General features: G+C 71.2%; 24 protein-coding genes and 1 riboswitch. Of the genes, 5 read left to right on the top strand and 19 right to left on the bottom strand.

Features of this window, described 5'->3' with window-relative positions; translation table 11 throughout:
• Positions 1 to 44 precede the first annotated feature (44 nt).
• From cbiE to cobO, 4 genes are all read right to left on the bottom strand, one after another.
• Positions 45 to 1,247 carry a precorrin-6y C5,15-methyltransferase (decarboxylating) subunit CbiE gene (cbiE, locus tag OU415_RS28755; protein WP_270952475.1) on the bottom strand — a complete coding sequence of 401 codons (1,203 nt, stop codon included), beginning with the start codon at positions 1,245 to 1,247 and terminating at the stop codon, positions 45 to 47.
• 207 nt (positions 1,248 to 1,454) lie between these two features.
• Complete coding sequence (locus OU415_RS28750) at positions 1,455 to 2,732, bottom strand: cobalt-precorrin-4/precorrin-4 C(11)-methyltransferase (RefSeq protein WP_270952474.1); 1,278 nt, start codon at positions 2,730 to 2,732, stop codon at positions 1,455 to 1,457.
• Positions 2,733 to 3,134: 402 nt separating this feature from the next.
• On the bottom strand, positions 3,135 to 4,499 hold the full coding sequence (locus OU415_RS28745) for a cobyrinate a,c-diamide synthase (protein WP_270952473.1): 1,365 nt from the start codon (positions 4,497 to 4,499) through the stop codon (positions 3,135 to 3,137).
• Entirely contained in the window at positions 4,493 to 5,107 is a 615-nt protein-coding gene (cobO, locus tag OU415_RS28740) for a cob(I)yrinic acid a,c-diamide adenosyltransferase (protein ID WP_270952472.1), read from the bottom strand. The genes OU415_RS28745 and cobO overlap by 7 nt, the downstream gene beginning before the upstream one ends.
• Positions 5,108 to 5,231: 124 nt before the next feature.
• On the opposite strand from cobO, the gene OU415_RS28735 reads away from it, so the two are divergent.
• The gene (locus OU415_RS28735) at positions 5,232 to 6,389 is read left to right on the top strand and encodes an MFS transporter (protein ID WP_270952471.1); all 1,158 of its coding nucleotides are present in this window, start codon (positions 5,232 to 5,234) and stop codon (positions 6,387 to 6,389) included.
• A gap of 57 nt (positions 6,390 to 6,446) precedes the next feature.
• Here OU415_RS28735 and OU415_RS28730 read toward each other — a convergent pair whose 3' ends face one another.
• The 10 genes from OU415_RS28730 to OU415_RS28685 all read right to left on the bottom strand — a co-directional run bounded on the left by OU415_RS28730 (position 6,447) and on the right by OU415_RS28685 (position 16,282).
• Complete coding sequence (locus tag OU415_RS28730) at positions 6,447 to 7,721, bottom strand: WXG100 family type VII secretion target (RefSeq protein ID WP_270952470.1); 1,275 nt, start codon at positions 7,719 to 7,721, stop codon at positions 6,447 to 6,449.
• Between the two features lie 4 nt (positions 7,722 to 7,725).
• A complete protein-coding gene (locus OU415_RS28725) occupies positions 7,726 to 8,031 on the bottom strand; it encodes a type VII secretion target (protein WP_270952468.1) in 306 nt (101 codons plus the stop codon).
• Positions 8,032 to 8,046: 15 nt separating this feature from the next.
• Positions 8,047 to 8,466, bottom strand: coding sequence for a YbaB/EbfC family nucleoid-associated protein (locus tag OU415_RS28720; protein WP_270952467.1), 420 nt, complete (start codon positions 8,464 to 8,466; stop codon positions 8,047 to 8,049).
• A 20-nt stretch (positions 8,467 to 8,486) separates the two neighbouring features.
• Positions 8,487 to 9,515, bottom strand: a complete 1,029-nt coding sequence (locus OU415_RS28715; protein WP_270952466.1) for a DUF6346 domain-containing protein — start codon at positions 9,513 to 9,515, stop codon at positions 8,487 to 8,489.
• Positions 9,516 to 9,781: 266 nt separating this feature from the next.
• The gene (locus OU415_RS28710; RefSeq protein WP_270952465.1) at positions 9,782 to 11,800 is read right to left on the bottom strand and encodes a putative cobaltochelatase; all 2,019 of its coding nucleotides are present in this window, start codon (positions 11,798 to 11,800) and stop codon (positions 9,782 to 9,784) included.
• A gap of 41 nt (positions 11,801 to 11,841) precedes the next feature.
• Positions 11,842 to 12,020: riboswitch (cobalamin riboswitch) on the bottom strand.
• Positions 12,021 to 12,310: 290 nt separating this feature from the next.
• A complete protein-coding gene (locus OU415_RS28705; protein ID WP_270952464.1) occupies positions 12,311 to 13,171 on the bottom strand; it encodes a sugar phosphate isomerase/epimerase family protein in 861 nt (286 codons plus the stop codon).
• Positions 13,172 to 13,224: 53 nt separating this feature from the next.
• Positions 13,225 to 14,475 (bottom strand): MFS transporter, encoded by a 1,251-nt coding sequence (locus tag OU415_RS28700; protein WP_270952463.1) that lies wholly within the window; start codon positions 14,473 to 14,475, stop codon positions 13,225 to 13,227.
• A 172-nt stretch (positions 14,476 to 14,647) separates the two neighbouring features.
• Positions 14,648 to 14,776, bottom strand: a complete 129-nt coding sequence (locus OU415_RS28695) for a hypothetical protein (protein WP_270952462.1) — start codon at positions 14,774 to 14,776, stop codon at positions 14,648 to 14,650.
• Positions 14,777 to 14,856: 80 nt separating this feature from the next.
• Entirely contained in the window at positions 14,857 to 15,324 is a 468-nt protein-coding gene (locus tag OU415_RS28690) for a GNAT family N-acetyltransferase (RefSeq protein WP_270952461.1), read from the bottom strand.
• A gap of 151 nt (positions 15,325 to 15,475) precedes the next feature.
• Entirely contained in the window at positions 15,476 to 16,282 is an 807-nt protein-coding gene (locus OU415_RS28685; RefSeq protein ID WP_270952460.1) for a S1 family peptidase, read from the bottom strand.
• Between the two features lie 285 nt (positions 16,283 to 16,567).
• On the opposite strand from OU415_RS28685, the gene OU415_RS28680 reads away from it, so the two are divergent.
• The gene (locus tag OU415_RS28680; RefSeq protein ID WP_270952459.1) at positions 16,568 to 17,200 is read left to right on the top strand and encodes a LysE family translocator; all 633 of its coding nucleotides are present in this window, start codon (positions 16,568 to 16,570) and stop codon (positions 17,198 to 17,200) included.
• Here the strand turns inward: OU415_RS28680 and OU415_RS28675 are convergent.
• Positions 17,114 to 18,340, bottom strand: a complete 1,227-nt coding sequence (locus tag OU415_RS28675) for an MFS transporter (protein WP_270952458.1) — start codon at positions 18,338 to 18,340, stop codon at positions 17,114 to 17,116. The two genes, OU415_RS28680 and OU415_RS28675, sit on opposite strands and share 87 nt — an antisense overlap.
• A gap of 129 nt (positions 18,341 to 18,469) precedes the next feature.
• Here OU415_RS28675 and OU415_RS28670 point away from each other — a divergent pair, with 129 nt between their 5' ends.
• Positions 18,470 to 19,369 (top strand): LysR family transcriptional regulator, encoded by a 900-nt coding sequence (locus OU415_RS28670; protein ID WP_270952457.1) that lies wholly within the window; start codon positions 18,470 to 18,472, stop codon positions 19,367 to 19,369.
• Positions 19,370 to 19,644: 275 nt separating this feature from the next.
• Here OU415_RS28670 and OU415_RS28665 read toward each other — a convergent pair whose 3' ends face one another.
• The 4 genes from OU415_RS28665 to OU415_RS28650 form a co-directional block, all read right to left on the bottom strand.
• Complete coding sequence (locus tag OU415_RS28665) at positions 19,645 to 20,451, bottom strand: S1 family peptidase (protein ID WP_270952456.1); 807 nt, start codon at positions 20,449 to 20,451, stop codon at positions 19,645 to 19,647.
• 409 nt (positions 20,452 to 20,860) lie between these two features.
• Positions 20,861 to 21,772 carry a D-isomer specific 2-hydroxyacid dehydrogenase family protein gene (locus OU415_RS28660; protein WP_270952455.1) on the bottom strand — a complete coding sequence of 304 codons (912 nt, stop codon included), beginning with the start codon at positions 21,770 to 21,772 and terminating at the stop codon, positions 20,861 to 20,863.
• The gene (locus OU415_RS28655) at positions 21,769 to 22,029 is read right to left on the bottom strand and encodes a beta/alpha barrel domain-containing protein (protein ID WP_270952454.1); all 261 of its coding nucleotides are present in this window, start codon (positions 22,027 to 22,029) and stop codon (positions 21,769 to 21,771) included. The genes OU415_RS28660 and OU415_RS28655 overlap by 4 nt, the downstream gene beginning before the upstream one ends.
• Positions 22,026 to 22,991: a sugar kinase gene (locus OU415_RS28650; protein ID WP_270952453.1), complete on the bottom strand. Its 966-nt coding sequence runs from the start codon at positions 22,989 to 22,991 to the stop codon at positions 22,026 to 22,028. The genes OU415_RS28655 and OU415_RS28650 overlap by 4 nt, the downstream gene beginning before the upstream one ends.
• A 200-nt stretch (positions 22,992 to 23,191) precedes the next feature.
• On the opposite strand from OU415_RS28650, the gene OU415_RS28645 reads away from it, so the two are divergent.
• Together OU415_RS28645 and OU415_RS28640 are read left to right on the top strand one after the other, a co-directional pair.
• A complete protein-coding gene (locus OU415_RS28645) occupies positions 23,192 to 23,737 on the top strand; it encodes a YbhB/YbcL family Raf kinase inhibitor-like protein (protein WP_270952452.1) in 546 nt (181 codons plus the stop codon).
• Positions 23,738 to 23,948: 211 nt separating this feature from the next.
• Positions 23,949 to 24,962 (top strand): VanZ family protein, encoded by a 1,014-nt coding sequence (locus OU415_RS28640; protein WP_270952451.1) that lies wholly within the window; start codon positions 23,949 to 23,951, stop codon positions 24,960 to 24,962.
• The last annotated feature ends 10 nt before the right edge of the window (positions 24,963 to 24,972 follow it).

The following is a 24,972-nucleotide window of genomic DNA, read 5'->3' as shown; positions in this document are numbered from 1 at the left end:
CGATTTCAATGGAATTTGCGCCCCCGGGGAAGGAAGACGACGGGTCAGTGCTTCTTGTGGCCGGAGATGAGGACCACCGGGTTCGCTGATTCGAGGCGGGACGCTCCGTCCGAGAGCTCCGCGAGGCGGGACGCCGAGAGCTGGACGCCCTCGACCTCGTAGCCCGCGGTGCGCAGCGCGTCGCGGGTCGGGCCGATCCGGTCCAGCGCCGCCAGCGCGACCACGACGCGGGTCGCTCCCGCGTGCGCGCACGCCGTGACGACCTCGGTGCCGCCTGCTCCGACGAAGATCGAGTCCGGCCGGGGCAGGTTCCGCAGCGCCTGCGGCGCTTCGCCCTCCTCCACCCGGACGTCCACGCCGTGGCTGGCCGCGTTGGTGATCAAGCGCATCGCCTGCGCTTCGTCGGACTCCACCGCGATCGCCGCCGCGCCCAGCCGGGCGCACTCCACGGCCACCGAGCCGGAGCCCGCGCCGACGTCCCACACCAGGGCTCCCGGGCGCGGCGCGAGCTTGGCCAGCGCCACCGCCCGCACCTCGGCGCTGGTGATCACGCCGTCGCGGTGCGAGAACTCGTCCTCGGACAGCGCCCAGCCGGTGGCCGGCGGGACCGGCTCGCCGCCGACGATCCAGCCGCGGTGCGGCACGTCGTCCAGGTCGGCCAGGGACAGCACGATGTTCGGTTCGCGCCAGGTCCGCTTGGCCGCCTCCGCCGGGTCCACCGTGACCACCGATTCGTAGGCGCCGCCGAGGTCCTCGGCGACCACCATGGTGCGCCGCCAGCCGGTCAGCCCGGACCCGATCTGCGCGGGTCCGGCCTTCGGCGCGGTCGTCAGCACCGCCACGGCCGGGCGCGCGCGGCAGACGTTGATCGCCTTCGCCAGGTCCTGGCCGCTGGCGTTGACCACCACCACGTCGTCCCACGACCGGCCGACGCGGGCCATCAGCTGCTGCACGCTGGACGTCGACGGCAGCACCGTGCACCGGATGCCGCGCTCGCGCAGCGCGCGCACCGCGCCGAAGAAACCGGGGTCGCCGGAGGCGAGCACCACGCCGTGCTCCTCGCCGGACAGCGCGGACAGCGCGTTCAGCGCCGGTTCCAGCGGCCCCAGCTCGAACTTGCGCGCGTGCTCGGGCGCGTGCGCGTCCAGGTGCCGCTTGCCGCCCACCACGAGCCGCGCCGACTCCAGCTCCTGCGCAGCACCCCTGGGCAGGTCGCCGCCGTCGATCCCGATCACCGTGACTGCCACGTCACCCACCTCACCTCGGCGACCGCGACCGCGTGTTCCACCGGCACACCCCGAACACGCGACCGGCGGCCGCATTCCTCGCCGAACTGCTCCAATACTGCTGCCACCGGCTCCCGGAGCCGGTCCGCACACGCCGACGCGGTGCGCTGGTGGCGGCAGCGATCCCCCGACCGAGCCCCACCCCACGTCCACTTCGGACGGCCGGCATCACTCGCCGGGCTCGTCCGCCTTCGCCGTGGACTTCCGCTTCGCGGCGGGCTTCGCCTTGGCCGCCGTCCGCTTCGCGGCGGTCGTCTTCGCGCTGGTCGACTTCGCCGCAGCGGTCTTCTTGGCGGTGGTGCGCTTGGCCGGGGTCGCCTTCGCGGTGGCGCGGGTGGTCGTCCTGCTCGCCGCGGACGTCCTCTTCGGCGCCGCCTCGACGGCCTCCTCGACCGGACCGGGGACGGCGGACTCCTCCACGGCGGGGACGACCTCGGCGGGGACCGGCGCTTCGAGGGTGTCGACCGCCACCGGCTCGTCGACGAACAGCTGCGACTGCGCCTCGTCCACGCGCCGGGCCGACGCCGGACGGGTCGCCGCCACGCGCGCAGCTCCGCGCGCGCTCTCCTGCCAGTCGCGCACGGCCCACCAGGCCACGTCGGACTCCTTCACCCGCCCGTTGCCCGCCGCGGGCTCGGTGCTGCGGCGCCGCGATGCGCTGGGGCGCTCGGTCCGCACCGTGCGCCGGACCGCCGGTTCCGCACGGCGGTAGGTGTGGAAGTAGGGCTGCGGACGGCTTCCGCTGCCCTTGAGGCTCTTGCCGACGATGAACAGCAGGTTCCGCCAGAGCTTGCGCTGCTTGACGGTCTTCTCCAGCTCGCCGAGCGTGGTGCGCAGCAGCGTCTCGTCGGGCCAGCTGACCTTGTAGGCCACCAGCACCGGGGTGTCTTCCGGGTAGCCGCCGGCGCGCAGCTCCTCGACCAGCTGGCCGGTGCGCGAACCGGCGAGGGACAGCGCCATCGTGGTGCCGTGCTTGGCGAGCTCGCGCACCTCTTCACCCGCGGGCGTCGGCGCCTTGCTCTCCATCCGGGTCACCACCAGCGACTGGGCGACCTCCGAGGTCAGCTCGCGGCCGATCGCGGCGGCCGCCGCGGAGAAGGGCGCGACGCCGGGCACGATCTCGGTTTCCACGACCATCCGGGTGCAGGCGTCGTGCTGCTCCTGGACGGAGCTCCACATCGCCGGGTCACCGGAGTGCAGGCGGACGACCTTGAGCTTGTCCCGCTCGGCGCGGCGGTAGACCTCCAGCGCCTGCTCGTGGGTGAGGCGGGAGGAGTCGATCAGCTCGGCGTCGGTGCTCGCGTGCTCCTGGACGCACTCCGGCGCGACCAGGCTCGCGTCCCACAGCACGACGTCCGCCTCGGCGATCCGGCGCGCGCCGCGGACCGTGATCAGGTCGGCAGCGCCCGGACCGGCACCGATGAACGAGATCCGGCCAGTCACCATTGCTCTCCTCTTCCGCCTCGGGGTGGAAGTCCTACCACTGTGGACAGATGCGGCGCGTCGTCCACTTCGGACGCATCCGGCCGCTCGGCCGGTGCGCCCAGGTGCCCGGTGCGGACCGAGCGCCCCGGGGCTCCGCGTGCGGCGCGCGGTTCACCCGACCGGCGCCCGCCTGTGTAGGCAATGACCGTACCGCGTGACCGCACCACCTACGGAAGGGCGGTCACGTCCCGCACAGCGCCTGTCACCACCCGTGACGAACGGGATTCACCGGGCACCGCACGGGCCCGCGCGACGATCCACGACGCGCGGCACCGTGGCCAGCTCGATCTCGATCATCAGCGCGCGCGGGCCGACCGCGGAACCGCCGGACGTCGAGTGGCGAAGCCCACGCTGCCGCCCCGATCACGCGGTTCCCGCGCACCTGGCCGCGAACCGTCCGATCGAGCCGGGCTGCCCGGCGGGATGGGTGTGCAGGTAGGACGCGTGCACGCCGCCGACGACGAAGCCCTCGCGCTGGACGCCCTCGCTCCGCCAGATCCAAGCGGCCTGCTCACCACGAGCGGGCTCCAGCACGGTGCGGTGGAACTCGTGCCCGCTCACCCGCGATCCTTCGGGGAACAGCGCGGAATCGGTCGCGGCCACCGCATCCCGGTAACCGAGCGTCAAGCGCGAGGACATCCGCGCCTTCGCCGGGAGCACTCCGCACAACGGATGCCCGTCCAGTTCCTCGGCCAGGTACAGCAGTCCGCCGCACTCGGCGTGCACCGGCGCCCCGCTAGCGGCGAAGGCCGCGATCTCCCTGCGCAGCGCGGTGTTCGCGGACAGCGCGGCGGCGTGCTGCTCCGGGAACCCGCCCGGCAGCACCAAACCCGCGGTGCGCTCCGGCAGCCGTTCGTCGTTGAGCGGGTCCACGACGGCGACCTCGGCACCTGCGGCTTCGAGCAGCTCGACGTGCTCGGCGTAGGCGAAGGTGAACGCCGGTCCCCCGGCCACCGCGACCACCGGCGAGCCCTGCGGTTCGACCTCGTCCCGAGGGTTCCAAGTCGGCCCGGGGAGTTCCGGCGCCGAGCGCGCGAGAGCGGCGATCGCGTCGAGATCCACCGAGCCGGCAACGATTTCGGTCATCGCGTCCACCGCGCGGACCGCCTCGGAACCGTGCTCGACGGCGGTGACGAGACCGAGGTGCCGTGACGGAACGGCGAGGTCGTCGGCGCGCGGGATGGCGCCGAACACCGGCAACCCCGCGGCGTCCGCGGCATCGCGCAGCACCTGCTCGTGGCGCGGCGAACCGACGCGGTTCAGGATCACCCCGGCCACCCGGACTTCCGGCCGGTAGCTGCGGAAACCGTGCAGCAGCGCGGCGAGGCTGTGGCTCTGGCCCCTGGCGTCGACGACCAGCACGACCGGCGCGTCGAGCAGCTGCGCCACGTGCGCGGTGGAGCCGGTCGCCAAGCCCTCGCCGGGGCCGATGCGACCGTCGAACAGCCCCATCACGCCTTCCACCACGGACAGCTCCGCCGCCCCGTGCCGGAACAGCGGCGCGACCCGCTCCTCGCCGACCAGCACCGGGTCCAGGTTGCGCCCGGGCCTGCCTGCGGCGATCCGGTGGTAACCGGGGTCGATGTAGTCCGGACCGACCTTGAACGGCGCGACGTCGGTGCCGCGACGGCGCAGCGCTCCGAGCAGCCCGGTCGCCACCGTCGTCTTGCCCTGCCCGGAGGCCGGGGCCGCGATCACCACGCGGGCGTGCGAAGCGGACGTCACCACTCGATGCCCTTCTGGCCCTTCTGGCCGGCGTCCATCGGGTGCTTGACCTTGGTCGTCTCCATCACCAGGTCGGCGGCGTCGAGCAGCGCCTGCGGGGCGTAGCGGCCGGTGATCACGACGTGCTGGTGGCCGGGGCGGTCGCGCAGCGTCGCCACCACCTCGTCGACGTCGATCCACCCCCAGTGCAGCGGATAGGTGAACTCGTCCAGCACGTACATGCCGTGCTGCTGCTCGCCGATCCGCCGGGCGATCTCGCGCCACCCCTCCAGCGCGGCAGCGGCGTGGTCCTCCTCGGTGCCCTGCTTGCGGGCCCAGGACCAGCCCTCGCCCATCTTGTGCCACTCGACGGGGCCGCCCTCGCCGGTCTCCTCGTGCAACCGCCCCAGCGCGCGGAACGCGGATTCCTCGCCGACCCGCCACTTCGCGGACTTGACGAACTGGAACACGCCGATCGACCAGCCCTGGTTCCACCCGCGCAGCGCGAGTCCGAAAGCGGCTGTGGACTTGCCCTTCATCTCACCGGTGTGGACCACGACCAGCGGCCTGTTGCGGCGCTGGCGGGTCGTCAAACCATCGTTGGGCACGCTAGAAGGCTGTCCCTGAGGCATACCCGAACCCTATCCGCCGCCGCCCGGGGAGATCAGCTCCCGGGGACGGGTGGTCAACCTCACTGATCTCGGGACCGCGCGGTCGGCGAACATGGACGGGCGTCCCAGACCGCAGGAGCCGCTGATGCCGTCCACCAGGCCACCGCTGGTGCTGTCCGCCGCCACGCTGATCGCCAACTTCGACCGGTTCGCGGTCACGCCGATGCTGGTGCTCCTCGCGCTCGGGATGCAGGTCCCGCTCGCTTCGGCGGTGGCCGCTGCCAGCGGTTACTTCCTCGCTTACGGCCTCACCCAGCCGCTCTGGGGAATGCTGTCGGACCGGTTCGGGCGCATCGTCGTCATGCGCGGCACGCTGTTCGCCGCAGCGGCAGCAGGTCTGGTGTCCGCGCTGGCACCGAACCTGGCCGCGCTGATCGCCGCGCGCGTGATCACGGGCGCGTGCGTGGGCGCCATCGTCCCGGCTTCGCTGACCTACGTCGGCGACACGGTTCCCCCGGAGCAGCGGCAAGGCGCGCTGTCCGACCTCATGGCGGCATCGGCGATGGGCACCGCGCTGGCCACGGCCGTGGGCGGCGTGCTCGCGAGTTTCCTCGACTGGCGCGTGGTTTTCGCGCTCCCAGCGCTGTGCGCCGCGCTGTGCGCGATCGTGATCGGCAAGCTCCCGGAGCCGGAGCGCGCTCAGGTCGGCGGCGTGCGCGAGCACTTGGCGCTGGTGCTGACGAATCGCTGGGCGCTGCTGGTGTTCGGCCTGGTCTTCGTGGAAGGCGCGGTCCTGCTGGGCATCATGACGTTCCTCCCGTCCGCCCTGGTGCACCACGGCGTCGACGTCGCGGTCGCAGGCCTGGCCACCGCCACCTACGGCATCGGCGTGTGGTTGTTCTCCAGGCTGGTCAAGGCGTTGGGACGGCGGCTGGCGGTGTGGCAGCTGATCGCGATCGGCGGTACTTCGATGGCGCTCGGCTACCTGGTCGTGGCGCTGCGCACGGACATCGCCTCGGTGGTAATCACCGCGCTGCTGCTGGGCGGCGGCTGGTCGTTCATGCACTCGTCCCTGCAGACCTGGGCGACCTCGGTGGTCCCCGAGGCCCGGGGCCTGGCGGTGTCCCTGTTCGCGTCCGCCCTGTTCCTCGGCAGCGCGGCAGCATCGGCAGCGGCCGGTTACGCCGCGGACCGGGGCGAGTACACCACCCTCTTCACCATCGCCGCAGCGACCGCGATCCCGCTGCTGATCACAGCGTCCGCCTGCCGCTACCGCTACCAGTCCCGCACCGCACCCGTGTGAACGTCGTGCGCGGCGATGGCCGCTCTTGCCACCATCGCCGCTCACGACCGGAAGCGATTACTCGGGACGCGGCGCGTCGCGGTAGCCGTCCCGACCGTGGTCGCCGGTGTACTGACCACTGCCGTTGTAGCCGTCGTAGTACGAACCGGAGTCCTCGTCGTAGTTCTGCTCGTGGTACTGCTCGGCGCCGAGCCCACCACGGATGACCGCGCTCTCCGGCTTCGTCACGTTCGAAACCTGGTCCATGGCGTCCTCGTAAGCCCCGCGGTACCGGCCCTTCTCGATCGCGTTGCCGACGCCCTCCGCGGCCGACCGGCCGGCATCGTCAGCACCGTTCGCCCAGCGCAAGCCGGTGCCCGCCAGGTTCTCCGAACCGCGGGTGATGCCGGTGGCCGCGTCCGCGGTTCGCCCGGCCGCCCCGGTCAGGCCGTCCGCCGCACGGGTCATGCCGGAGGCCGCCGTCCCCAGGCCGTCCGCGCCCGCCGTCGCCGCGCGTCCGGCCGCATGCGTGGCGCCACCGAGCGCCGGGGATGCGGGGAACACCTTCGCGCCCGAAGTGACCAGGTCCGCACCGATCTTCGAGCCGACCTTGGCCATGTCGTCCAGTGCTCGCGCCATCAGCGCACCCGCCTTGCCGAGCTTGGCCAGCAGCTGGCTGATCTTGGCGGTGATCTTGCCGATGGTCATGCCGATCCGCCCGGCCGCGTAGGCCAGGTAACCGGCGACCGTCGCACCGAAGCTGACCACCGAACCGGCCAACGCCGCGAGCGCACCCTTGATCAGCTCCGCGACGATCGCGGCGATGATGTCGCGGATGATGCCGCGGCAGGTGGCCACCATCGTGCCTGCGGTGGCGATCGTCGCCGAAGCGCTACCGGCGCTGATCGACAGCGCCTGCAGACCGTCGGTGTACTCCTTGACCTGCCGCGAATACGCGTCCTTGGCCTGACCGGACCACTCGCTGGTCTGCTGCTCGGCCTGCCCGGGCAGCTCGTCGGCGAGCTGCTGCAGGTCCTCCTTGATGGCCTGCCAGGTGTCCGCGCCCTCCTTGATCGCGTTCGGATCACCGGCGACGAAGTCGAGCAGCTCGCGCAGCGGCGCGAGGTGCTCCATCAGCCAGCCGACGCCGGCGGCCAGCACGGATCCGACCGGGTCGATCGCCATCAGCAGCCCGTCGAGGGCGAGCACACCGCCGCTGGCTGCGAAGTCGCCCCAGTCGCCGCTCTGCACGGCATTGGCGGTGGCGCGGGCGGAGTCCACGAATCCCGCCCCAGCGCTCCAGGTACCCGATTCCAGGGACGGCGTCTCCGTATCGACGAACATCGACGACATCAGCTCACACCTCGATCTTTCCGATGGAATCGGCGTTGCGCTGGTCGTCGCCTTCGTAGTCGGCCGCGCACGCGTTGACGTTCTCGCCGAGCAGGTCGGTGTTCTGCGAGAAGGTGCGGATCTGCTCGGCCGCCTGTTGCGAGGTCTCCCGCGCCTGGGTGGCGAACATCTGGCCGACCAGGCCGAAGGAATCCACGCCGAAGCTGACCCCGCTGGCCTTGTCCGCGGCGGCCGAGATCTTCCCCGCGAGTTCCGACAGGTAGTCCGAATGCGACCGCAGCGCGGCGGGTTTCACGGCGAATTGCGACATCGTGCTTGCTCCTGGTCAGCGAAGGAAGGTCTGCGGCGGTTCGTCGTCGTAGTCGTCCGGCGCAGGGCGCCGGGTCGCGGCCGCTTCGGGCTCCGGCTCGGGCGGGAGCTGCGAACGCAGGAAGTCCATCCCGGCGGCGCCCGCCACCGGCTCCACCGCGCTGACCACGCGACCGGCCACCGCGGCCTGCGCCTGCCCGGCGAGCTGCAGGATCGTCGCCTGCAGCTCCGCCGCGCTCCGGCGCATCGCCCGCTGGTCGATCTGCAGATCCTTCAGCGCACCGTTGGCGCCGACCGTGACCGACACCGCACCATCGGGATCGCTCGCCGTCTCGGCCATTTCCTGCATCTGCTGCTGGATCTGCTCGGACTGGCGCACCATCTCGTCAGCCCGTTCCTGCATCATCGCCAACCACTGCTCCGGCGACTGCTCCACTGAATTTCCTCCCGTTGCCCCTACGACGTCCGGTTTGACGCAGTTTCCGCCAGGTCGGTTCCACCCGATCGCCGGTTCGCCACCAGACTCAGCCGCCATCCCACCGCGACCACGGCCAACGGCACCGCAACAGCGCTGATGACGTTCAACCACTCGGGGAAGGCCGTCACGGCGCTCAAGACGGCCGCCGCGCAGCCGAATATCACCAGCAAACGCCCGACCTTGCCGAACCGCCGCGTCTGGTCCGGCGGCAGCACTTTCGGCTCGAGGACGCCGTACTTCCGCCGCCCCTGCGATACGAACCAACCAGCGATGAGCGCAACGAAACCGAATACGATCACCAGCACCGAACGGCCCGTCGCGGCCGATGCCGTGCCCAGTCCACCCGCGACGACCAGGCCCCAGCCGATCGGCAACGCCAGCGGCTGCCACCACTGCAGACGGACCCGACGACGCCGTTCTGCACGTCGCTCAGCAGGCATCGGCGGCAAGCCGGGAATCCGCACCCCGTAGAAGGTCGCGAACACCAACGCGATGAACAGGGCGTAGCCCAGTCCGACGAACGGCATCGGCTTGTCGACCGCGATCTGGTCCGCCGAGTTCCGCACCTTCCGGTACACCACGGGCTCAGGCCGGGTCTCGTTCTCCGGCGTCAATTCCGAGTTCAGGAATTTCTTCCGCGTCTCCGTCCCGTCGGACCAGGTGATCTGCGCATCGCAGGCCCAGTACCAGCCCAAACCGGCTCGACTGACCGGACCGGTCGACTCGCAGTGGGTGGCCAGCGCAGTTCCCCGCTTCGCCACGGAACCGTCGGAGCTCAGCACTCCCGTGTTGGCGGCAACGGTGAGCAGCACCAGTGCAAGTAGTCCGCGCACCGCCACTTGCGAAACCACGTAGGCGATCCGCCAAAACCGCTCCTGCCCTGGCAGGTCTGCCCAACGCCCCACGCCGGGCAGGCTCGTCCACGGCTCCCGCCACGGCGGAGTGCGCGGGTTGCGGGCTGGTTCCCCCTTCAGGTCCGGAGCGTCAGCGGCCGACTTCGCGCCCATGTCCCTCCTGCGTTCAGCGTTGCCGAGCCCTTCGGCGAATGCATCCTCGCATTCCGAAACCCGGCAAATCACCCGCACCCGGGACACCGGCGGAGCGAGCCGCGCTGGGCGAAAAAGAGCCCCCGCACTCGACCGGCCTGGGGGTCGCCGGGAGCGCGGGGGCGCTTCGCAAGTCCACCCCTGGGGGTCAGGTGGACGGCAGTCACCGTACCAATCCGGGCAGTGGGCGGGTACGTGCAATCAAGAATCTCGTAACCAAAACGAGATCAAGCGGCATGCGGCCGTTCATCGCGGACCGCGCGCACCACACCGGCGACGTTCTCCGCCGACAGCTCCTCGAGCCGCAGGCACGGTCCGCCCAGAGCAGCGGCGATCCGGGCGGGCAGCCCGAGCCGGACCATCCCGTTCTCGCAGTCCACCACGATCGACGCCGCGCCGGTCCCGGCGACCAGACCCGCCGCGCGCAGCGCGTCCTCGACCGCGCGTTGGGCCCGATTTCGCCCGCTCAGCCCGGAATTCACCGCCACCGTGGCCTTCCCGTCGGTCAGCAGCACGACGAGCACCCGGCGCTGCGGGTCGCGCATCTGCTCGCGCCGCACCACCCGCTCGATCTTCAGCAGACCATCCGCGAGCGGCGTGCGACCTCCCGTGCGCAGCCCGCGCATCCGCGCCGCAGCGATGTCCACAGAGGACGTCGGAGGCAACGCGAGCTCCGCCGAGTCGCCCCGGAACGTGACCACACCGACCTTGTCGCGCCGCTGGTAGGCGTCCCTGAGCAGCGACAACACCGCACCGCTGACAGCCGACATCCGCTCCCGCGCAGCCATCGACCCGGACGCGTCCACCGCGAACAGCACCAGGTTCCCCTCGCGCCCCTCCCGAATACCGCGCCGCAGGTCATCCGACCGCAGGACCAACCCCGGGCCGCTGCGCCCGCGGGCGACCTGGTGCGGCGCCGCAGCGGCCAAGGTCGCCGCCACGTGCACGCCGTGACCCTCCACAGTGGACGACCGCGTCGTCCGGCCGCTCCGCGACCGCGACCGCGAGCGCCGTCCCGGCGCCCCGTCGCCGAGCCCCGGCACCTCCAGCAGCCGCGCCCGGAACGCCGGCGTCGGCGCCGCCGGCGCCTTGTCCGCCGGCGCCCGCCCGTCGCTGCGCTCCTCCTCGCGCTGCTCCCCGCCTCCGCCTGACGGCTCCGTCGGCTCGTCCGGCGTCCGACCGCCGCCTCCGGGGCCGTCCGGCCCCTCCGGCGGCTCGTCGTCCTCGGCGTGCTCCGCCGCCTCGGCGAGCGCTTGTTCCAGCTGCTCTTCAGCCATGCCCGGCTCGTCGAAGGGGTCCCGGCGCCGCCGGTGCGGCAGCGCGAGCCGGGCCGCCGCTTCGACATCGGCCTCGGCGACTTCGTCGGCTCCGCGCCAGGCCGCGTGCGCGATCGCGGTGCGGGCCAGGACGAGGTCGGCGCGCATCCCGTCGACGTCGAAAGACGCGCACAGCGCGGAGATCCGGCGGAGTTCGGAGTCCGGCAGCGCCACGTGCTCGACCCGGTCCCGCGCAGCGCGGATGCGCGCGGCCAGGGACGCGTCGGCGTCGGCCCACTTCGCGGCGAACCCGGCCGGGTCGGCTTCGAAGGCCAACCGGCGGCGCACCACTTCGGTGCGGGTCGCGACTTCCCGCGAGGCCGCGACGTGCACGGTGAGGCCGAACCGGTCGAGCAGCTGCGGCCGCAGCTCGCCCTCTTCCGGATTCATGGTCCCCACCAGCAAGAACGACGCCGCGTGCGAAACCGAGACGCCTTCCCGCTCGACGTGCGCGCGCCCCATCGCGGCGGCGTCCAGCAGCAGGTCGACCAGGTGGTCGTGCAGCAGGTTCACCTCGTCGACGTAGAGCACGCCGCGGTGCGCGGCGGCGAGCAGACCGGGCTGGAAAGCGCGGACGCCCTCGGTCAGCGCGCGTTCCAGGTCGAGCGAACCGATCAGGCGGTCTTCGGTGGCGCCGACCGGGAGCTCGACGAGCTGCGCCGGGCGCTGCACCGCGGTCGAGTCGTGCGGCCCGTCCGGGCACTGCGGGTCGGGGGCGCTCGGCGCGCACCCGAAGCGGCAGTCGGCGACCACGTCCAGCGCCGGCAGCAGCGATGCGAGCGCGCGCACCACGGTGGATTTCGCCGTGCCCTTCTCGCCGCGGACCAGCACCCCGCCGATGCGCGGGTGCACGGCGTTGAGCAGCAACGACAGCTGGAGGTCGTCGTGGCCGACGACGGCGGAGAAGGGGAAGCGCGGAGCGGCGGGCATGCCGGTGTTCCTTCCTCGGGGTGCGGACGCCCCGGTGGCGGGAACAAGGGATCGCAGTGTCCTGACTCCCGGATCACCGCGCCCCTCCGGCCTTCCCAGGTCTCCCCGGTGGCTCTCGGGGGAGGGCCGCTCCCCGGTCACAGTGGCGCCGACCGTGCCGGACTCGCACCGGCTTCCTGCCGCACCCCTTGCATTCGGATCATGGAGCATCGTCGCAGAACCGGGGCGGCGGACCAACCTTCCGCCGCCCCGTCGAGACCTGCGCCACTACCTCGATCCCGTCCGGCTCCCGCAACCGCGAAGGGCAACCGGCGCCGCGCGGCGACAGTCGCATGCGCCGCAGGCGCATAACCCACCCTCGCAACCCGCACCGCCGCGGGTTCTCAGACGTCGCCTGGCGAGGACAGCCCGTTTGCCGTGTATTGGCATACATAAAAACGGGATCCCGCAGCCAGGCGGCGTCTGAGGTTCCGCCACCCGCACCGCCACGCAAAAAGAGCCTGGAAAGCCTCATCTCCGCGCGGAGTGCAGCCCGTCGGTGATGAAGCGGTGGGCGTGCCGGGCGAGGTCCTCGTTGTCGTCCCAGAGGTTCCGCCACACCGCGAGGGTGTCCGACAGCGCCGGGTCCACCACCGCCGAGGAGAAGCTCTCGAAGGTGATCGGCCCGGTGTAGCCGATGTCCACCAGCGCGCGGAAGAACGCCGGGAAGTCGATCGTGCCCGACCCGAGGTAGCCGCGGTGGCTCTCCCCGACGTGCACGTACCCGAGCCGCTCTCCGGCCTCCTGCACCGGCCGAACGAAATCCGGCTCCTCGATGTTCATGTGGTACGTGTCGAGGTGGACGGTGACGTTGTCCGCGCCGACGTCGTCGAGGAATTCCAGCGCCTGCCGGGTGGTGTTGAGCAGGTTCGTCTCGTACCGGTTGAGGATCTCCAGGCCCAGCGCGATGCCGAGGTCGGCGGCCTGCGCCGCCAGGTCGCGGATCGCGGCGACGGCGTTGGCCCGCGCCTGCGGCGTGGCCGCCGCCGGGTACTTGCCGAGCGTCGAGTACAGGGCGCCGACCAGGTGCTTCGATCCGATCCGGTGCACCAGGTCGAGCGCGCCGCCGAGCTTGTCCCGCCCGCGCTGCACGACCGCCGGGTCGTCGTTGTTGACGTCGGCGTCGAAGGTCAGCCCGAGCGATGCCGAAGCCGCCAGCCCGTGCTCGTCGAGCAGCTGCCGCACCAGGTCGGTGTCGATCGCCGAGAAGTCCGTCGCGGTCAGCTCGATCAGGTCGTAGCCGGTCTCCTTCGCCTTGCCCAGCGCGAGCCGGGTCTCCTCCGGGCTCCAACCGCCGACCCACACCCCGGCGTGGATTCCGATCAGGTTCACTTGCCACTCCTCTCGAATCCCGCGAGCGCCCGCGCCCGCGGCTGCGGACGAAATCAGGCCCTGATCTGCTCAGCGGCCTGCGAGTTCGGCACCTTGAGCACCAGCGTGAGCAGTGCCGCGACCACGTAGAGCGCGGCGAAGACCCACATCACGCCGCCGACGCCGAACAGCGGCAGCGTGATCCCGACGATCGCCGGGCCGACAGCGGTGGCCAAGCCGGCACCGAGGTTCAACGCGGCCATCGCCGCGCCCCGCCGGTCGGGGGCCATGGTCGGCATCAGCGCGGACATCGGCACGAACCCGGCCAGCGTCGCGCCGTAGAGCACCGAGGTGATCAGCGCGGCGGCGTAGCTGTGCGTGGTCAGCGGCAGGTAGTGGAACAGCAGCGTGGTCACCGCGCAGCCGGCACCGCCCATCCAGCGCACCACCACCGCGAACCCGAAGCGGTCCCCGAGGATGCCGCTGACCAGGTTGAAGAAGATGTTGCTGACGAACATCACCGACGAGACCGTCAGCCACTGCGACAGCGTGAACCCGAGTTCGCGGGTGTAGAAGATCGGCATGAAGACGATGAACCCGTACTGCGGGATGCTGTTGATCATCCGCACCAGCATCCCGGCGGACATCCGCGGCCGCTGCCACAGGATCGTCAGCCCGGCCAGCAGGCTGCGCAGCGGTTTCTCGTCGACCGCCGACGTCGGCCGGTCCCCGTTCGGGTCGCGCACCAGCAGCATCAGCAGCGCGCCGGCGACGATCACCACCAGCCCGAGCCACAGGGTGCCCAGCTGGCCGATCAGCGGGATCGCGAGGTTGGCCAGCTGCGGGCCGAGCGCGGCGAACCCGGCGCTGTAGGCGAACCAGAACCACCCGGCCGCGGTGCCCAGCCGCCGGGTCTCGGTGCTCGCCGTGATCCACACCAGGAAGGCGTAGCCGAACAGCGGGTACCCGAACCCGCGGATCGCATAGCTGACCAGCAGCAGCGGGTAGTTGTGCGCCATGATCCCGCCGGCCACGAACAGCACGTGGAAGGCGATCCAGATCCCCGCGCCCAGGAACATCACCCGGCGCGGGCCCCAGATGTCCGACAGCGCCGCCGAGAACCAGTACGCGGCGGCCGCGGTGATGCCGTAGATGGTGAAGACCAGGGCGACGCGGCCTTCGCTGAAGCCCTGCTCCTCGACCAGGAACGCCGACAGGTACCCGGTTTCCACGCCGTCGCCGATCATGAAGACCAGCAGGCCGGCGAAGCCCCACTTCAACGTTGGTGGAATGCCGATCCGTTCCAGAAGCGGCGGTGCGGACATGGTTCTCCTCCTAGTGCACGGCGGTGTGCGCGAACCGGCGCGAACGCACGTGCAACCGGGATCGCGCCGGTGGTTCGGCTGTCCCGGTGAGGTGGAAAGAAGAGCGCGAGCAGGTCAGAGATCGCTCGCGGATGAGGGAGCGCGCAGGCGCGCCACCTGGGCCAGGACAGGCTCAGGCGGCGTCGGGGCCGGTCCGGGACCGGCAGAAGGGGTGCGCGCGGTTGACCCGGCCGCGAAGCGCCGGGTCCGGTGGGAGCGCGACGGCGCGCAGCGCGGCGAAAACGCCGACCGATGCGCCCATTCCGGCTCCTCCACGTCGTTGCTGAACGCGGTGGAGCGTGACACCCCGATCACGCGGGGTCAAGCTCGGAGTAGCGCCGATCACGCCCGGCGGCGCGGCTCGCGGCGCATGTCGACGTGCGGGATGCCGTCCTCGAGGTACTCGTCCCCGTCCTCGACGAAGCCGAAGGAGGCGTAGAAGTCCTTCGCGTAGACCTGGGCGGCGAGCACCGCGGGCGCGTGCTGAACCTCGGCGACGGCGGCGCGCATCAGCTTGCGGCCCAGCCCCATCCCGCGCGCGGACTTGGCGGTGCACACCCGGCCGATCCGGAACACGCCGTCGGGGTCTTCGAGCAGCCGCAGGTAACCCAGCACGTAACCGTCGGCGGAGTCGATCCAGAAGTGCCGGGTGGAGTCCTCCAGATCGCGACCGTCCAGCTCCGGGTAGGCGCATTCCTGCTCGACGACGAACACGTCGACGCGCAGGCGCAACATCCGGTAGAAGTCCTCGGCGTCCAGGTCCGCGGTGTAGGCGCGGTGGACGGCGGTCGCGAGCGGCTGCAGGGTCATCCCTACTTGGATATCACAACTGGGTCGCGAAACCCGCATTCACCTGCACCGGGAGTAGCCAACAACACTCTTCCCGGAACTCCGGCGTCTCGTTTCGCGGACCGGCGGAACCGCCGCTCGGCCGGCACGGGCCGGGCGGCGGTCCGGCGGGTCAGAGCTGCGCGGCGAGCTCGTTCGCGTAGCTGGACAGGCGGGTGTAGACGCCCGGGGTGTTCGGGCGACCGCAGCCGGTGCCGTAGGAGACGACCCCGATCAGGCGGTTGTCCGCCACGATCGGGCCGCCCGAGTCCCCGGCGCAGGCGTCGCGGCCGCCTTCCGGGACTCCGGCGCAGAACATGCTGCGCGGGTCGTAGTTCGAGTAGGCGCTGCGGCACGCGTCGTCGGTCGTGATCGGGACGTCCACCGAGCGCAGGGTCGTCGACGGCGAGCCCTGCTCGCTGGTCTTGCCCCAGCCGTAGACGCGGCCGACCGTGCCGGGCCGGTAGTGCTCGGTGTCGCCCTGGTCGACCACCGGCAGCTGCTTCTGCGACATCGGCTCGCGCAGCGTCAGGACCGCGAGGTCGTCACCGGTGGTGTAGCCGCGGAAACCCGGGTGCACCCAGATCCGGTCCACCTCCGCGACCGCGCCGTCCTCGGCGGTCAGGTCGGTGCGGCCCGAGATCGCGCGCACCTGCTGCGGGTCGCGCTGACCGCCGGTGAGCGGTTCGACCGTGCAGTGCGCGGCCGTGACGACCTTGATCGGCGTCACCAGCGTGCCGCCGCAGAACTGCCGGCCGTACTCGTCGGTCAGGGCCACCGCCCACGGGGCCTCCGCCGTCGTGGCCTCGGAGCCACCTAGCACGCGCGCCTGCGGTTCTTCCGCCGCGCTCGCCGTCGCGGGGTTCGTTCCGGCCAGCGCCACCACTGCGCCGGTGATCACGAGCCGCAGCACTGCGGTTCCGGTCCTGCCACGCGCCACGTCGCGCCTCCCACTGTCGCGGATCTTGCCGACGGCACACCGTAGTCACCCGGATACCGGAACATCACGAGGCGCAACTCACACGGCACCAGGAAAATATTTCGTTAAGATGGATTACGCCGGGAAATTTTACTGAGCGCGTCGACGATGACAGCTGCTCATCCTTCCCCTGTCGACACGGATCCGAAGCGTCTCTGCGCACGGGTCCGTGAACTGTGCCTGACCAGGTGACAGATCCAACCCGATCAAGTGATCAGTGCTGTGCGCTGTCGCGAAGGAGGAACCGTGCTCGTGGACCTGACCCCGTTGCCCGCCTTCCTGGTGGCGAGCGTGGTGGTCGTGCTCACCCCCGGCGTCGACGTCTTCCTGCTGCTGCGGACCTCGCTGAACCGCGGCCGCCGGGCCGGCATGCTCGCGCTCGCCGGGATCCACACCGCGAGCATCCTGCAGGTGGCGCTGGTGATCTCCGGGCTCGGCGCCCTGATCACCAGCCGCCCCGCCGTGCTGTCCGCGTTGAAGTGGGTCGGCGCCGCCTACCTGGTCTACCTGGCCGCGATGATCCTGCGCGGGCTGTGGCTGACCAGGAAGGAGACCGCCGACGGCGCGCTCACCGGGCCGCCCGTCGACAACTCCAACCCCTTCCTGCGCGGTCTGTTCAGCAACCTCACCAACCCGAAGATGCTGCTGTTCAGCCTCGCGTTCCTGCCGCAGTTCGTGGGTTCGGCCGCGCAGCCCGCGCTGCAGCTGGTGATGCTCGGCGTGGTCTTCCTGGTGCTGGCCCTGATCTGGGAGGCCTCGATGGTGCTCGGCGCCGCCAAGATCGCCGACCGGCTAAAGAACCCCCGCGTCGCGAAGTCGCTGGACATGATCAGCGCGGCGGCGTTCCTCACCATCTCGATCGGGCTGGTCGCCGGCTGACACCACCGCGCAGGTGACCAGCGCGAGGCCGACCAGCACCAGCAGCAGCACCCCCGCCGAGGCCACCGGGGCGAGCAGGCTGATCACGAACGGCGTGCAGAAGCCCAGGTAGGCGATGCACCAGAACACCGCGGTGAGCCGGGCCAGCGCGGCTGGTCCGGCGATCCGGCCGACCACGGTCAAGCAGAAGGTCACGCAGAACCCGTAACCGCCGCCCATCAGCAGGCAGGCCAGCAGCGCCAGCCACGGCAGCACCCACGTCACCGACACCGCGGCCAGCCCGAGCCCGGCCGCCAAGCCGAGGAGGCCGACGACGGCGGGAATCCGCTCGCCGCGCTGGGCGACCCGACGGGCGATCGGCTGCACGACGGCCCCGAAGCCCGGCGTGATCAGCGCGGCGATCCCGGCGTAGGCGATGTCGAAACCGTGCAGCTCGCTGGTCACCAAACCGGGCAACGTCCCGAACGAGATCGTCGGCCCGACGAACACCCACGGCGCGACCGGCAGCACGAGCCGCCGGAACCGCCGATCCCGGAGCGCGCTGCCGAGTCCCCCGGACTCGGCCCCCGCGGAGCGCGTCTCCGGGCACGACAGCGCGAGCCCCGAACCGGCCGCCGACAGCAGGAGATGCGGCACGTACGCGATGACCAGCGGATGCGGACCCCACTGCGCGATCAGCGCGGACACCAGACCGCTGATGCTGAACCCCATTGACAGCATCACCCCGGCCCGGCGGGCGCCAGCGCCGTCCTCGACCGCGGTGCCGAACGGCGGGTGGGACAGCTCCCGGACCCAAGCACTGCCCGCGGCCAAGGCCGCGCCCGTGCTCAACCCGGTCAGCAGCCGGCCCACCGCCAGCCAGAACGCCCCGCCGACACCGATCATGAGCGCGACGGTCGCCACGGCGTTGACCAGGACCGCGCCGAGAACGACGGGGCGCCGACCCCGGCGGTCTCCCAGCGGGCCGCCGAACAGCAGGCCCGGCAGCAGACCGGCCACGTAGAGCGCGAGCAGACCCGTCGTCGCCTGAGCCGACAGCCCCAGGTCGCGCTGGTACGCGCCGAGCAGCGGCGAGAACTGGTTCGCTCCCCACCCCGCGGCGGTCAACAGGAACGCGGCGGACAACCACTTCTTCTGCACAGCAGTCGTTCTATGCCGCCGGGAACCGGCACCGCACCGGCCGTTCAGGTTTCGTGAACGCGGCAGTGATCTCCGCCTCTCGCGAGCTCAGCGGGCGCCAGAGCTTCCCGAGCTTCGTACGCTGCGGGTATGGACCTGCGTCGGTTGACGTCCTTCCTGGCGGTCGCGGAGGAAGGACATTTCGGCAAGGCCGCCGAGCGGCTGTTCCGGTCGCCCGCGTCCGTCACCGCGCACATCAAGCAGCTGGAGCACGACCTCGGCGCCCAGCTCCTGGACCGCGCGCCCGTGCGCCTCACCCCGGCCGGCGAGCGGTTCGTCGGGCACGCGCGATCCCTGCTGGCCGCGCTGGACGCAGCGATCGAGGACGTGGCCGACGCTCCGTCGGAGCGAACGCTCCGGGTAGGCGTCATGAGCAACGGCTCCGCCGAGCTGACGCCCGCTGCGGTGCAGGCGTTCCAGCGGGCCTGCCCCGAAGTCTCGGTCGAGTTCGTCGCGCTGGACTTCACCGAGCACGTCTCTGCGCTGGTGCAGCACCGGGTCGACGTGGCGTTCGTGCGACCCGCCCCGGAGGACGAGCGGATCGCCGTGGACGTGGTGACCACCGAGCGGCGCATCATCGTCGTGCCCGCGTCGTGGGAGCTGGCCGACGCCCCGGCCGTGCGCCTGGACGACGTGCTCGAACTGCCCTTCATCAGCCTCCCCGAGCACACCCCGCGCCAGTTCAGCGACTACCTCTACTTCGCCGACGCCCTCGGCGGCCTGTCCCCGAACCGCAGCAGGTCCCACGCGGTGACGCCGCACGAGGTCCTGACCACCGCTGCCGCCGGCCGCGGCGCCGGATCGGCGCTGGAGTCCTTCCAGCGCTACTACCCGTGGCCGGGCACGGTCTGCATCCCGGTGATCGACGCACCGCCCGATCACAGCGTCCTGGCCACCCGCGCGGACGACCGCAACCCAGCGGTACGGAAATTCCGCTCCCTGACCACGAGCCTCGCCCGAGACCTCGGCCCCCGCCTACGACTCGCGTGAGCGCGGCTCTCGATCTGATCTTTTGCCTTTGATGCGCCGCAGGCGCATAACCCACGCACGCAACCGGCACCGCCGCGGGTTCTCAGAGGCTTTCTCGCGAGGACAGCCCGTTTGCCGTGTATTGGTCATACATAAAAGCGGGATCCCGCAGCGAGAAAGCCTCTGAGGTTCCGCCACCCGCACCGCCACGCAAAACGAGCCTGGAAACCCCTTAAGCCTGAACACGACTCGGCCGGGGCGCTCCCGCTACGCCCCGGCCGAGTCTCTTCGCTGGATCAGGAATCCAGCTGCTTCTGGACCTCGTCGTGGTAGGTGGCCACGCGGGTGTAGATGCCCGGTGCGTTGGGCCGTGCGCAGCCGTTGCCGGTGGAGACGATGCCCACCAGCTTGTTCTCCACCACCAGCGGTCCGCCCGAGTCGCCCTGGCAGGCGTCCACGCCGCCCTGCGGGAACCCGGCGCACACCATGGCTTCCGCGTTGTACTGCGAGTACGCCTTCTTGCAGTCGTCATCGCTGGTCAGCGGGACGTCCGCCTTCTGCAGGGTTTGCGATGCCTGGCCGCCTTCGGCGGTGGCCCCCCAGCCGAGCGTGGTGGCCGTCTTGCCCGCAGCGTAGAGCGCCGTGTCGTCCTTGGACGCCACCGCCAGCGGCTGCTGCTGCAGGTCCTGGGCGAGCGTGAGCACCGCGACGTCCGCACCGGTGTTGGCGTCCTGGTAGTTCGGGTTGACCCAGATCCCGCTCACCTTGACGACCGCGCCGTCGTTCTGCTGCTTGTCCTCCCGGCCGGCGACGACCTGGACCGACTCCGGTTTCTCCCCGCTGACGCAGTGCGCCGCGGTGATGATCTTGTTGGCCTTGGCGACCGTGCCACCGCAGAACTGGTTGCCCTGCGTGTCGGTCAGGTACACCACCCACGGGTAGTCGGTGATCTTGGCCTGCTGTCCCCCGACGATGGGGGGTGCCGCTGTCGACGCGGTCCCGGACTCCGCCGCCTCGGCCGCTGCGGTCAGCAGTCCCGACGACAGGGTCGCCGCTGCCAGCAGCCCGGCCACCGACCACACCCGGCTCCGTGTGTCCGCCATGTCGTGCCTCCTCCCCCGGAGCCTTCCGGCACGTCGCGTTTCGACCTGCCGCCTCCGGCTCGATTGAAGTGTCCATTAGAAAGAGGATCACGACCCGCTGTTGGATACAGAAGCAGCAATGAGCGCAACCCGTTCGAGTGGAAAACACCGCAATTTTCCACTCGATCGACTTACGCGCACTGTCCAAAAAGGACTGAAATACCCAAGGTTCTTCCACCGCCGGAAAATGCGTATTCGCACTCATGACACCGGACGATTGTCAATACTCCGATTAGTTCCCCAATTCCGATCGAGAAGCCCGCAATGCGGGTCCGACGCGGCGGGGCCGAGTCCAGAATGGACATACCAGGCGTGCGGGCGCGGTCGGGCACCGCGCCCGCACGAGACGACCTGCTGGAACGACTCGCGATCAGTAGCCGGCGGTGCGGTCCACGAGACCGAGCAGCGGCTCACCGGCGATACGGCGGCGGACGTTCTCCTCGACCCGGCGGGCCAGCGCCGGGATCAGCAGCGACTGGGGATTCGCCGCGTGCGGCGAGATGATCGCCCGCGGGTGCTGGAACAGCGGGTGGCCGTCGGGCAGCGGCTCCGGGTCCGTGACGTCCAGCGCCGCGCCGCCGATGCGCCCCGCATCCAGCGCCTCGACCAGCGCGTCGGTGTCGACCAGGGACCCGCGAGCCACGTTGACCAGCCACGATCCGGGCTTCATCCGGGACAGCGCCGCGGCGTCGATCAGCTTCGAGGTCTCGGCCGTGGCCGGCGCGGCGATGATCACGAAGTCCGACTCGGCGAGCAGCTCTGCAACGCCCTCAGCGTCATCGGAGCGCCAGGTCGCGGCCGCACCGTCGACGGGCTTGCCGGACCGGTTCACCGCCAGCACGCGCACCCCGAACGGCCGCAGCAGGTCGATCAGCGCCCGGCCGATGCCACCGGCGCCGATGATGCCGACGGTGGAACCGAAAACGCTGCGCTGCTCTTCCGGCTTCGACCAGCTGGTTTCCCGCGCCATCTGGTGCATCTGGCGCGCTCCGGCCAGCATCAGGCCCAAGGTGTGCTCGGCGACGGTCTGCGCGTAGGTGCCCGCTGCCGAGGTGAACGTCACGCCGTCGCGCAGCACGTCGGCCGACACCCAGGACTCGATCCCTGCCGAGGGCAGCTGCACCCACTCCAGCGCCGGGTGGTCGAGCTCGGCGAACTGCTCGGGCGACCCGCCGAACCAGACCAGCGCGCTGGCGTCGGCGGCGGAGCTGAGCTCGGCACCGGCCGCGACGACAGCCGCCTCCAGTTCGGGCAGGGCGACCGGACCAACGTGGACCTTCACGACTTCTCCATTCGGGAACGTTCGACCAACCCGGCCAGCGCGGGCAGCTGATCGGCATCCTCCAACGCCGATCCGACGGCGACCACGGCCGCCCCCGCCGACAGGAACTCCGCCGCGTTGCGCGCGTTCATCCCGCCGGTGGCGACCATCCGCAGACCGGGGAACGGGCCGCGCACCGCCTTGAACCAGCCAGCACCGAGTTCTGCCGCAGGGAACGCCTTGACCGGTCCGGTGAACAGCTCGTCGAAACCGATCACCGCTCACCGCCGAAGCTCAAGGCGTTCCAACCGGTTTCGTCGCAGTCGAGCCACCGCTCCAGGTCCGCGCGGTCCGGCGACGCGGTGTGGTCCTCGGTGCTGAGCAGGCTGTGCGCGGCCAGGACGTGCCCGAGCCGCAAGCAGCGCGTGACGTCCGCACCGCGCAGCACACCGGAGATGAATCCGGCGGCGAAAGCGTCGCCCGCTCCGACCGGCTCGACGACCTCGACCTTCGGCGCGGGCACGACCACCGTCTCGGCGCCCAGCGCGTATGCGGCGTTGGCGCCGTCCTTGACCACGACGACGCTCGGCCGGTTCAGCAGTTTCCGCACGTCCTCGGGGGTTTCGACGCCCCAGAGCGCGGTCGCCTCGTCCAGTCCGACGAACACGGTGTCGGCGAGCTGGGCGAGCTCGCGCAGCGTCGGACCGGCCTGCTCGACCGGCCACAGGGCCGGGCGGTAGTTCACGTCGAAGGTGATCCGGACGTCGCGGTCGCGGCTGAGCAGGTGGCGGATCAGCCGGTCGCAGCTCGCCGAGAGCGCGGGCGTGATCCCGGAGATGTGCAGCAGCTCCGGACCGTCGAGCAGGTCGTCCGGCAGGAAGTCCTCGTCCATCGTGGACGCCGCGGACCCGGCGCGGTAGTAGTGCACCCGCGTGCCGTCCGGAGTCGGGTCCTTGAAGTAGACGCCGGTGGGCGCGTCCGAGCGCACCTCGACCAGGTCGGTGTCCACGCCGGCTCCGGCGATGGTCGCGACGATCCGGCGGCCCAGCGGGTCGTCCCCGACCCGGCTCGCCCAGCCGACGCGGTGCCCCAGCGCGGCCAGGTGGATGGCGACGTTGGACTCGGCCCCACCTGCGGAGAGCGTGAAGACCGGGGCCTCCTCCAGGGGAACCGGGGACGCCGGGGACACCAGCGACATCGTCTCCCCCAAGCACAGCACCTCGGGGCCAGGCTCGGCCAAGTCCGCCTCCTCGTTCCGCCACGACGTCGCGCACACCCTATCGAGATCTGTGCGAAATACCCACCGCCATTGCACGTAGCGCAATACCACTGCCCGCGACCGGGTGAGGCGCTGGGATCCGGCCGCTCGCCCGGTCGCGGGAAGGTTCTTTAGGCTGACCCTTGATCGCCCTGAAGTCCCCAGGAATGGAGGTTGCTCGCATGAGTCTGGAGCGCCCGATCGACCCCGATCCGTATTCGCTGCTCCCCGCGGTCCCGAGCTTCGACGTCGTCTCCGACGACGTGGCCGACGGGCAGCAGATGCCGCAGGCCCACGCCTTCGACGGGATGGGTGCCGGTGGGCAGAACCACTCGCCGCACCTGCGCTGGTCGGGCTTCTCGGAGGCCACGAAGAGCTTCGTGGTCACCTGCTTCGACCCGGACGCGCCGATCCCGGGCGGCTTCTGGCACTGGGTGCTGGCCGACATCCCGGCCGACGTGACCGAGCTGGCCACCGACGCGGGCAACCGCAGCGGTGAAGGCATCCCGGCCGGGTCCTTCCACGTGGCCAACGACTTCGGCGAGCAGGCCTTCGGCGGCGCCGCCCCGCCGCCCGGCGACCGGCCGCACCGCTACTACTTCGTGGTGCACGCGGTGGACACCGACAAGCTCGGCCCGGACGCCACCGCCAGCCCCGCGGTGATCAGCTTCAACCTGGCGTTCCACACCCTCGCCCGCGCGATCATCACCCCCACCTACCAGCACTGACCAGATCCGCAGTTTCAATTGAAACTGCGGGGCCCGGGCACGGCTGAGCGCAGTTTCAATTGAAACTGCAGTTGCGAAAGAGCCGTGCCCGCTCTGGATTCCAGGCGGGCACGGCTCTTTCACGTTCGACGATCACTCGATCGAGATGTATCTGAATCGGCCCCTCGCTCCTCTTTATTACAGGGGGTTCTTCGGACGTCAGGAGATCGGGATGAGCGTGCTGCCCGCGTCGTTCGCCGTGCTCGCCGCCACCGGCCTGGCGGCGATGGCGTTCGCGCCGTTCGTCGCCGCCGAGCACCGGCGGCACGGCGAGCTCCGCGCGGGCGTCGCGCTGCTGCGCTTCGCCGCCCTGCTCTACGCGGTCGGTCTGGCCAGCTACGTGCTGCTGCCCTTCGCCGACGACCAGACCTGCTTCGAGCCGCAGTGGCAGCCCTTCGCGAGTTTCCGCAGCGTGCTGATGGTGGAGCAGTTCGCCTGCAACATCGCGCTGTTCGTCCCGCTCGGTGCGCTGCTGCGCCGCGGACCGGCCGCGGCTGCGCTGGTCGGAGCCGCCGTCTCGGTGTTCGTCGAGCTGACCCAGCTCACCGGGATGTGGTTCCTGCACCCGTGCCCGTACCGGGTGTTCGACGTCGACGACGTCATCGCCAACACCACCGGCGCAGCGCTCGGCGGTCTGCTCGCACCGCTGCTGCGCCGCGTGCCCACCGCCGCCCGCGATCGACCAGCGACACCGCGCCTGGTGACCGCACCGCGTCGACTGCTGGGCATGGCCTGCGACCTGCTCCTGCTCTGGTGGCTGGGCATCGCCTGCGCTCGCGGCGCCGAGCTCGTGCTCTGGCTGACCGGCACCTCCCCCGGCGCCTGGTGGGAAGCGTCGGCGCTGTGGTTCGCGCCCGCCGTGGTGCTGCTGATCCCGATGCTGCTCGGCGGCAATTCGCTCGGCCAGCACGCGGTCTGCCTGCGCGCCCGCGCGCCCACCCGGCCGAAGACCGCCGCGCTGCTGCGCTGGGCGCTCGGCATCGGCGGACTCGCCGCAGCTCAAGGCACGTGCACGGTCGTGCTCGGTGCACCGGATGCAGTGCTGGGGATGCTGTGGTGCACGGCGCACGCGTGCGGTGTGACGGTCACCCGAGATCATCGCGGAATCACCGGCCTGGTGGCCGGGTTGCAAGTGATCGACGCCAGACGAAGCCAGCGCGCCCCGACCGCGGCCCGCTCGACCTGAGGCAGGATGG

Origin of the sequence: Saccharopolyspora oryzae (genome assembly GCF_027853915.1) — a bacterium.
GTDB classification, from domain to species: Bacteria; Actinomycetota; Actinomycetes; order Mycobacteriales; family Pseudonocardiaceae; genus Saccharopolyspora; species Saccharopolyspora oryzae.
This window is presented reverse-complemented; position numbering and strand designations above follow the sequence as displayed.

Bases quoted from the DNA above. Each gene is read 5' to 3' on its own strand.
- OU415_RS28750 (WP_270952474.1), bottom strand. From the start codon at position 2,732: ATGGTGACTGGCCGGATCTCGTTCATCGGTGCCGGTCCGGGCGCTGCC.
- cobO (WP_270952472.1), bottom strand. From the start codon at position 5,107: ATGCCTCAGGGACAGCCTTCTAGCGTGCCCAACGATGGTTTGACGACC.
- OU415_RS28735 (WP_270952471.1), top strand. From the start codon at position 5,232: ATGCCGTCCACCAGGCCACCGCTGGTGCTGTCCGCCGCCACGCTGATC.
- OU415_RS28730 (WP_270952470.1), bottom strand. From the start codon at position 7,721: ATGTCGTCGATGTTCGTCGATACGGAGACGCCGTCCCTGGAATCGGGT.
- OU415_RS28725 (WP_270952468.1), bottom strand. From the start codon at position 8,031: ATGTCGCAATTCGCCGTGAAACCCGCCGCGCTGCGGTCGCATTCGGAC.
- OU415_RS28715 (WP_270952466.1), bottom strand. From the start codon at position 9,515: ATGGGCGCGAAGTCGGCCGCTGACGCTCCGGACCTGAAGGGGGAACCA.
- OU415_RS28710 (WP_270952465.1), bottom strand. From the start codon at position 11,800: ATGCCCGCCGCTCCGCGCTTCCCCTTCTCCGCCGTCGTCGGCCACGAC.
- OU415_RS28700 (WP_270952463.1), bottom strand. From the start codon at position 14,475: ATGTCCGCACCGCCGCTTCTGGAACGGATCGGCATTCCACCAACGTTG.
- OU415_RS28695 (WP_270952462.1), bottom strand. From the start codon at position 14,776: ATGGGCGCATCGGTCGGCGTTTTCGCCGCGCTGCGCGCCGTCGCGCTC.
- OU415_RS28690 (WP_270952461.1), bottom strand. From the start codon at position 15,324: ATGACCCTGCAGCCGCTCGCGACCGCCGTCCACCGCGCCTACACCGCG.
- OU415_RS28670 (WP_270952457.1), top strand. From the start codon at position 18,470: ATGGACCTGCGTCGGTTGACGTCCTTCCTGGCGGTCGCGGAGGAAGGA.
- OU415_RS28665 (WP_270952456.1), bottom strand. From the start codon at position 20,451: ATGGCGGACACACGGAGCCGGGTGTGGTCGGTGGCCGGGCTGCTGGCA.
- OU415_RS28645 (WP_270952452.1), top strand. From the start codon at position 23,192: ATGAGTCTGGAGCGCCCGATCGACCCCGATCCGTATTCGCTGCTCCCC.
- OU415_RS28640 (WP_270952451.1), top strand. From the start codon at position 23,949: ATGAGCGTGCTGCCCGCGTCGTTCGCCGTGCTCGCCGCCACCGGCCTG.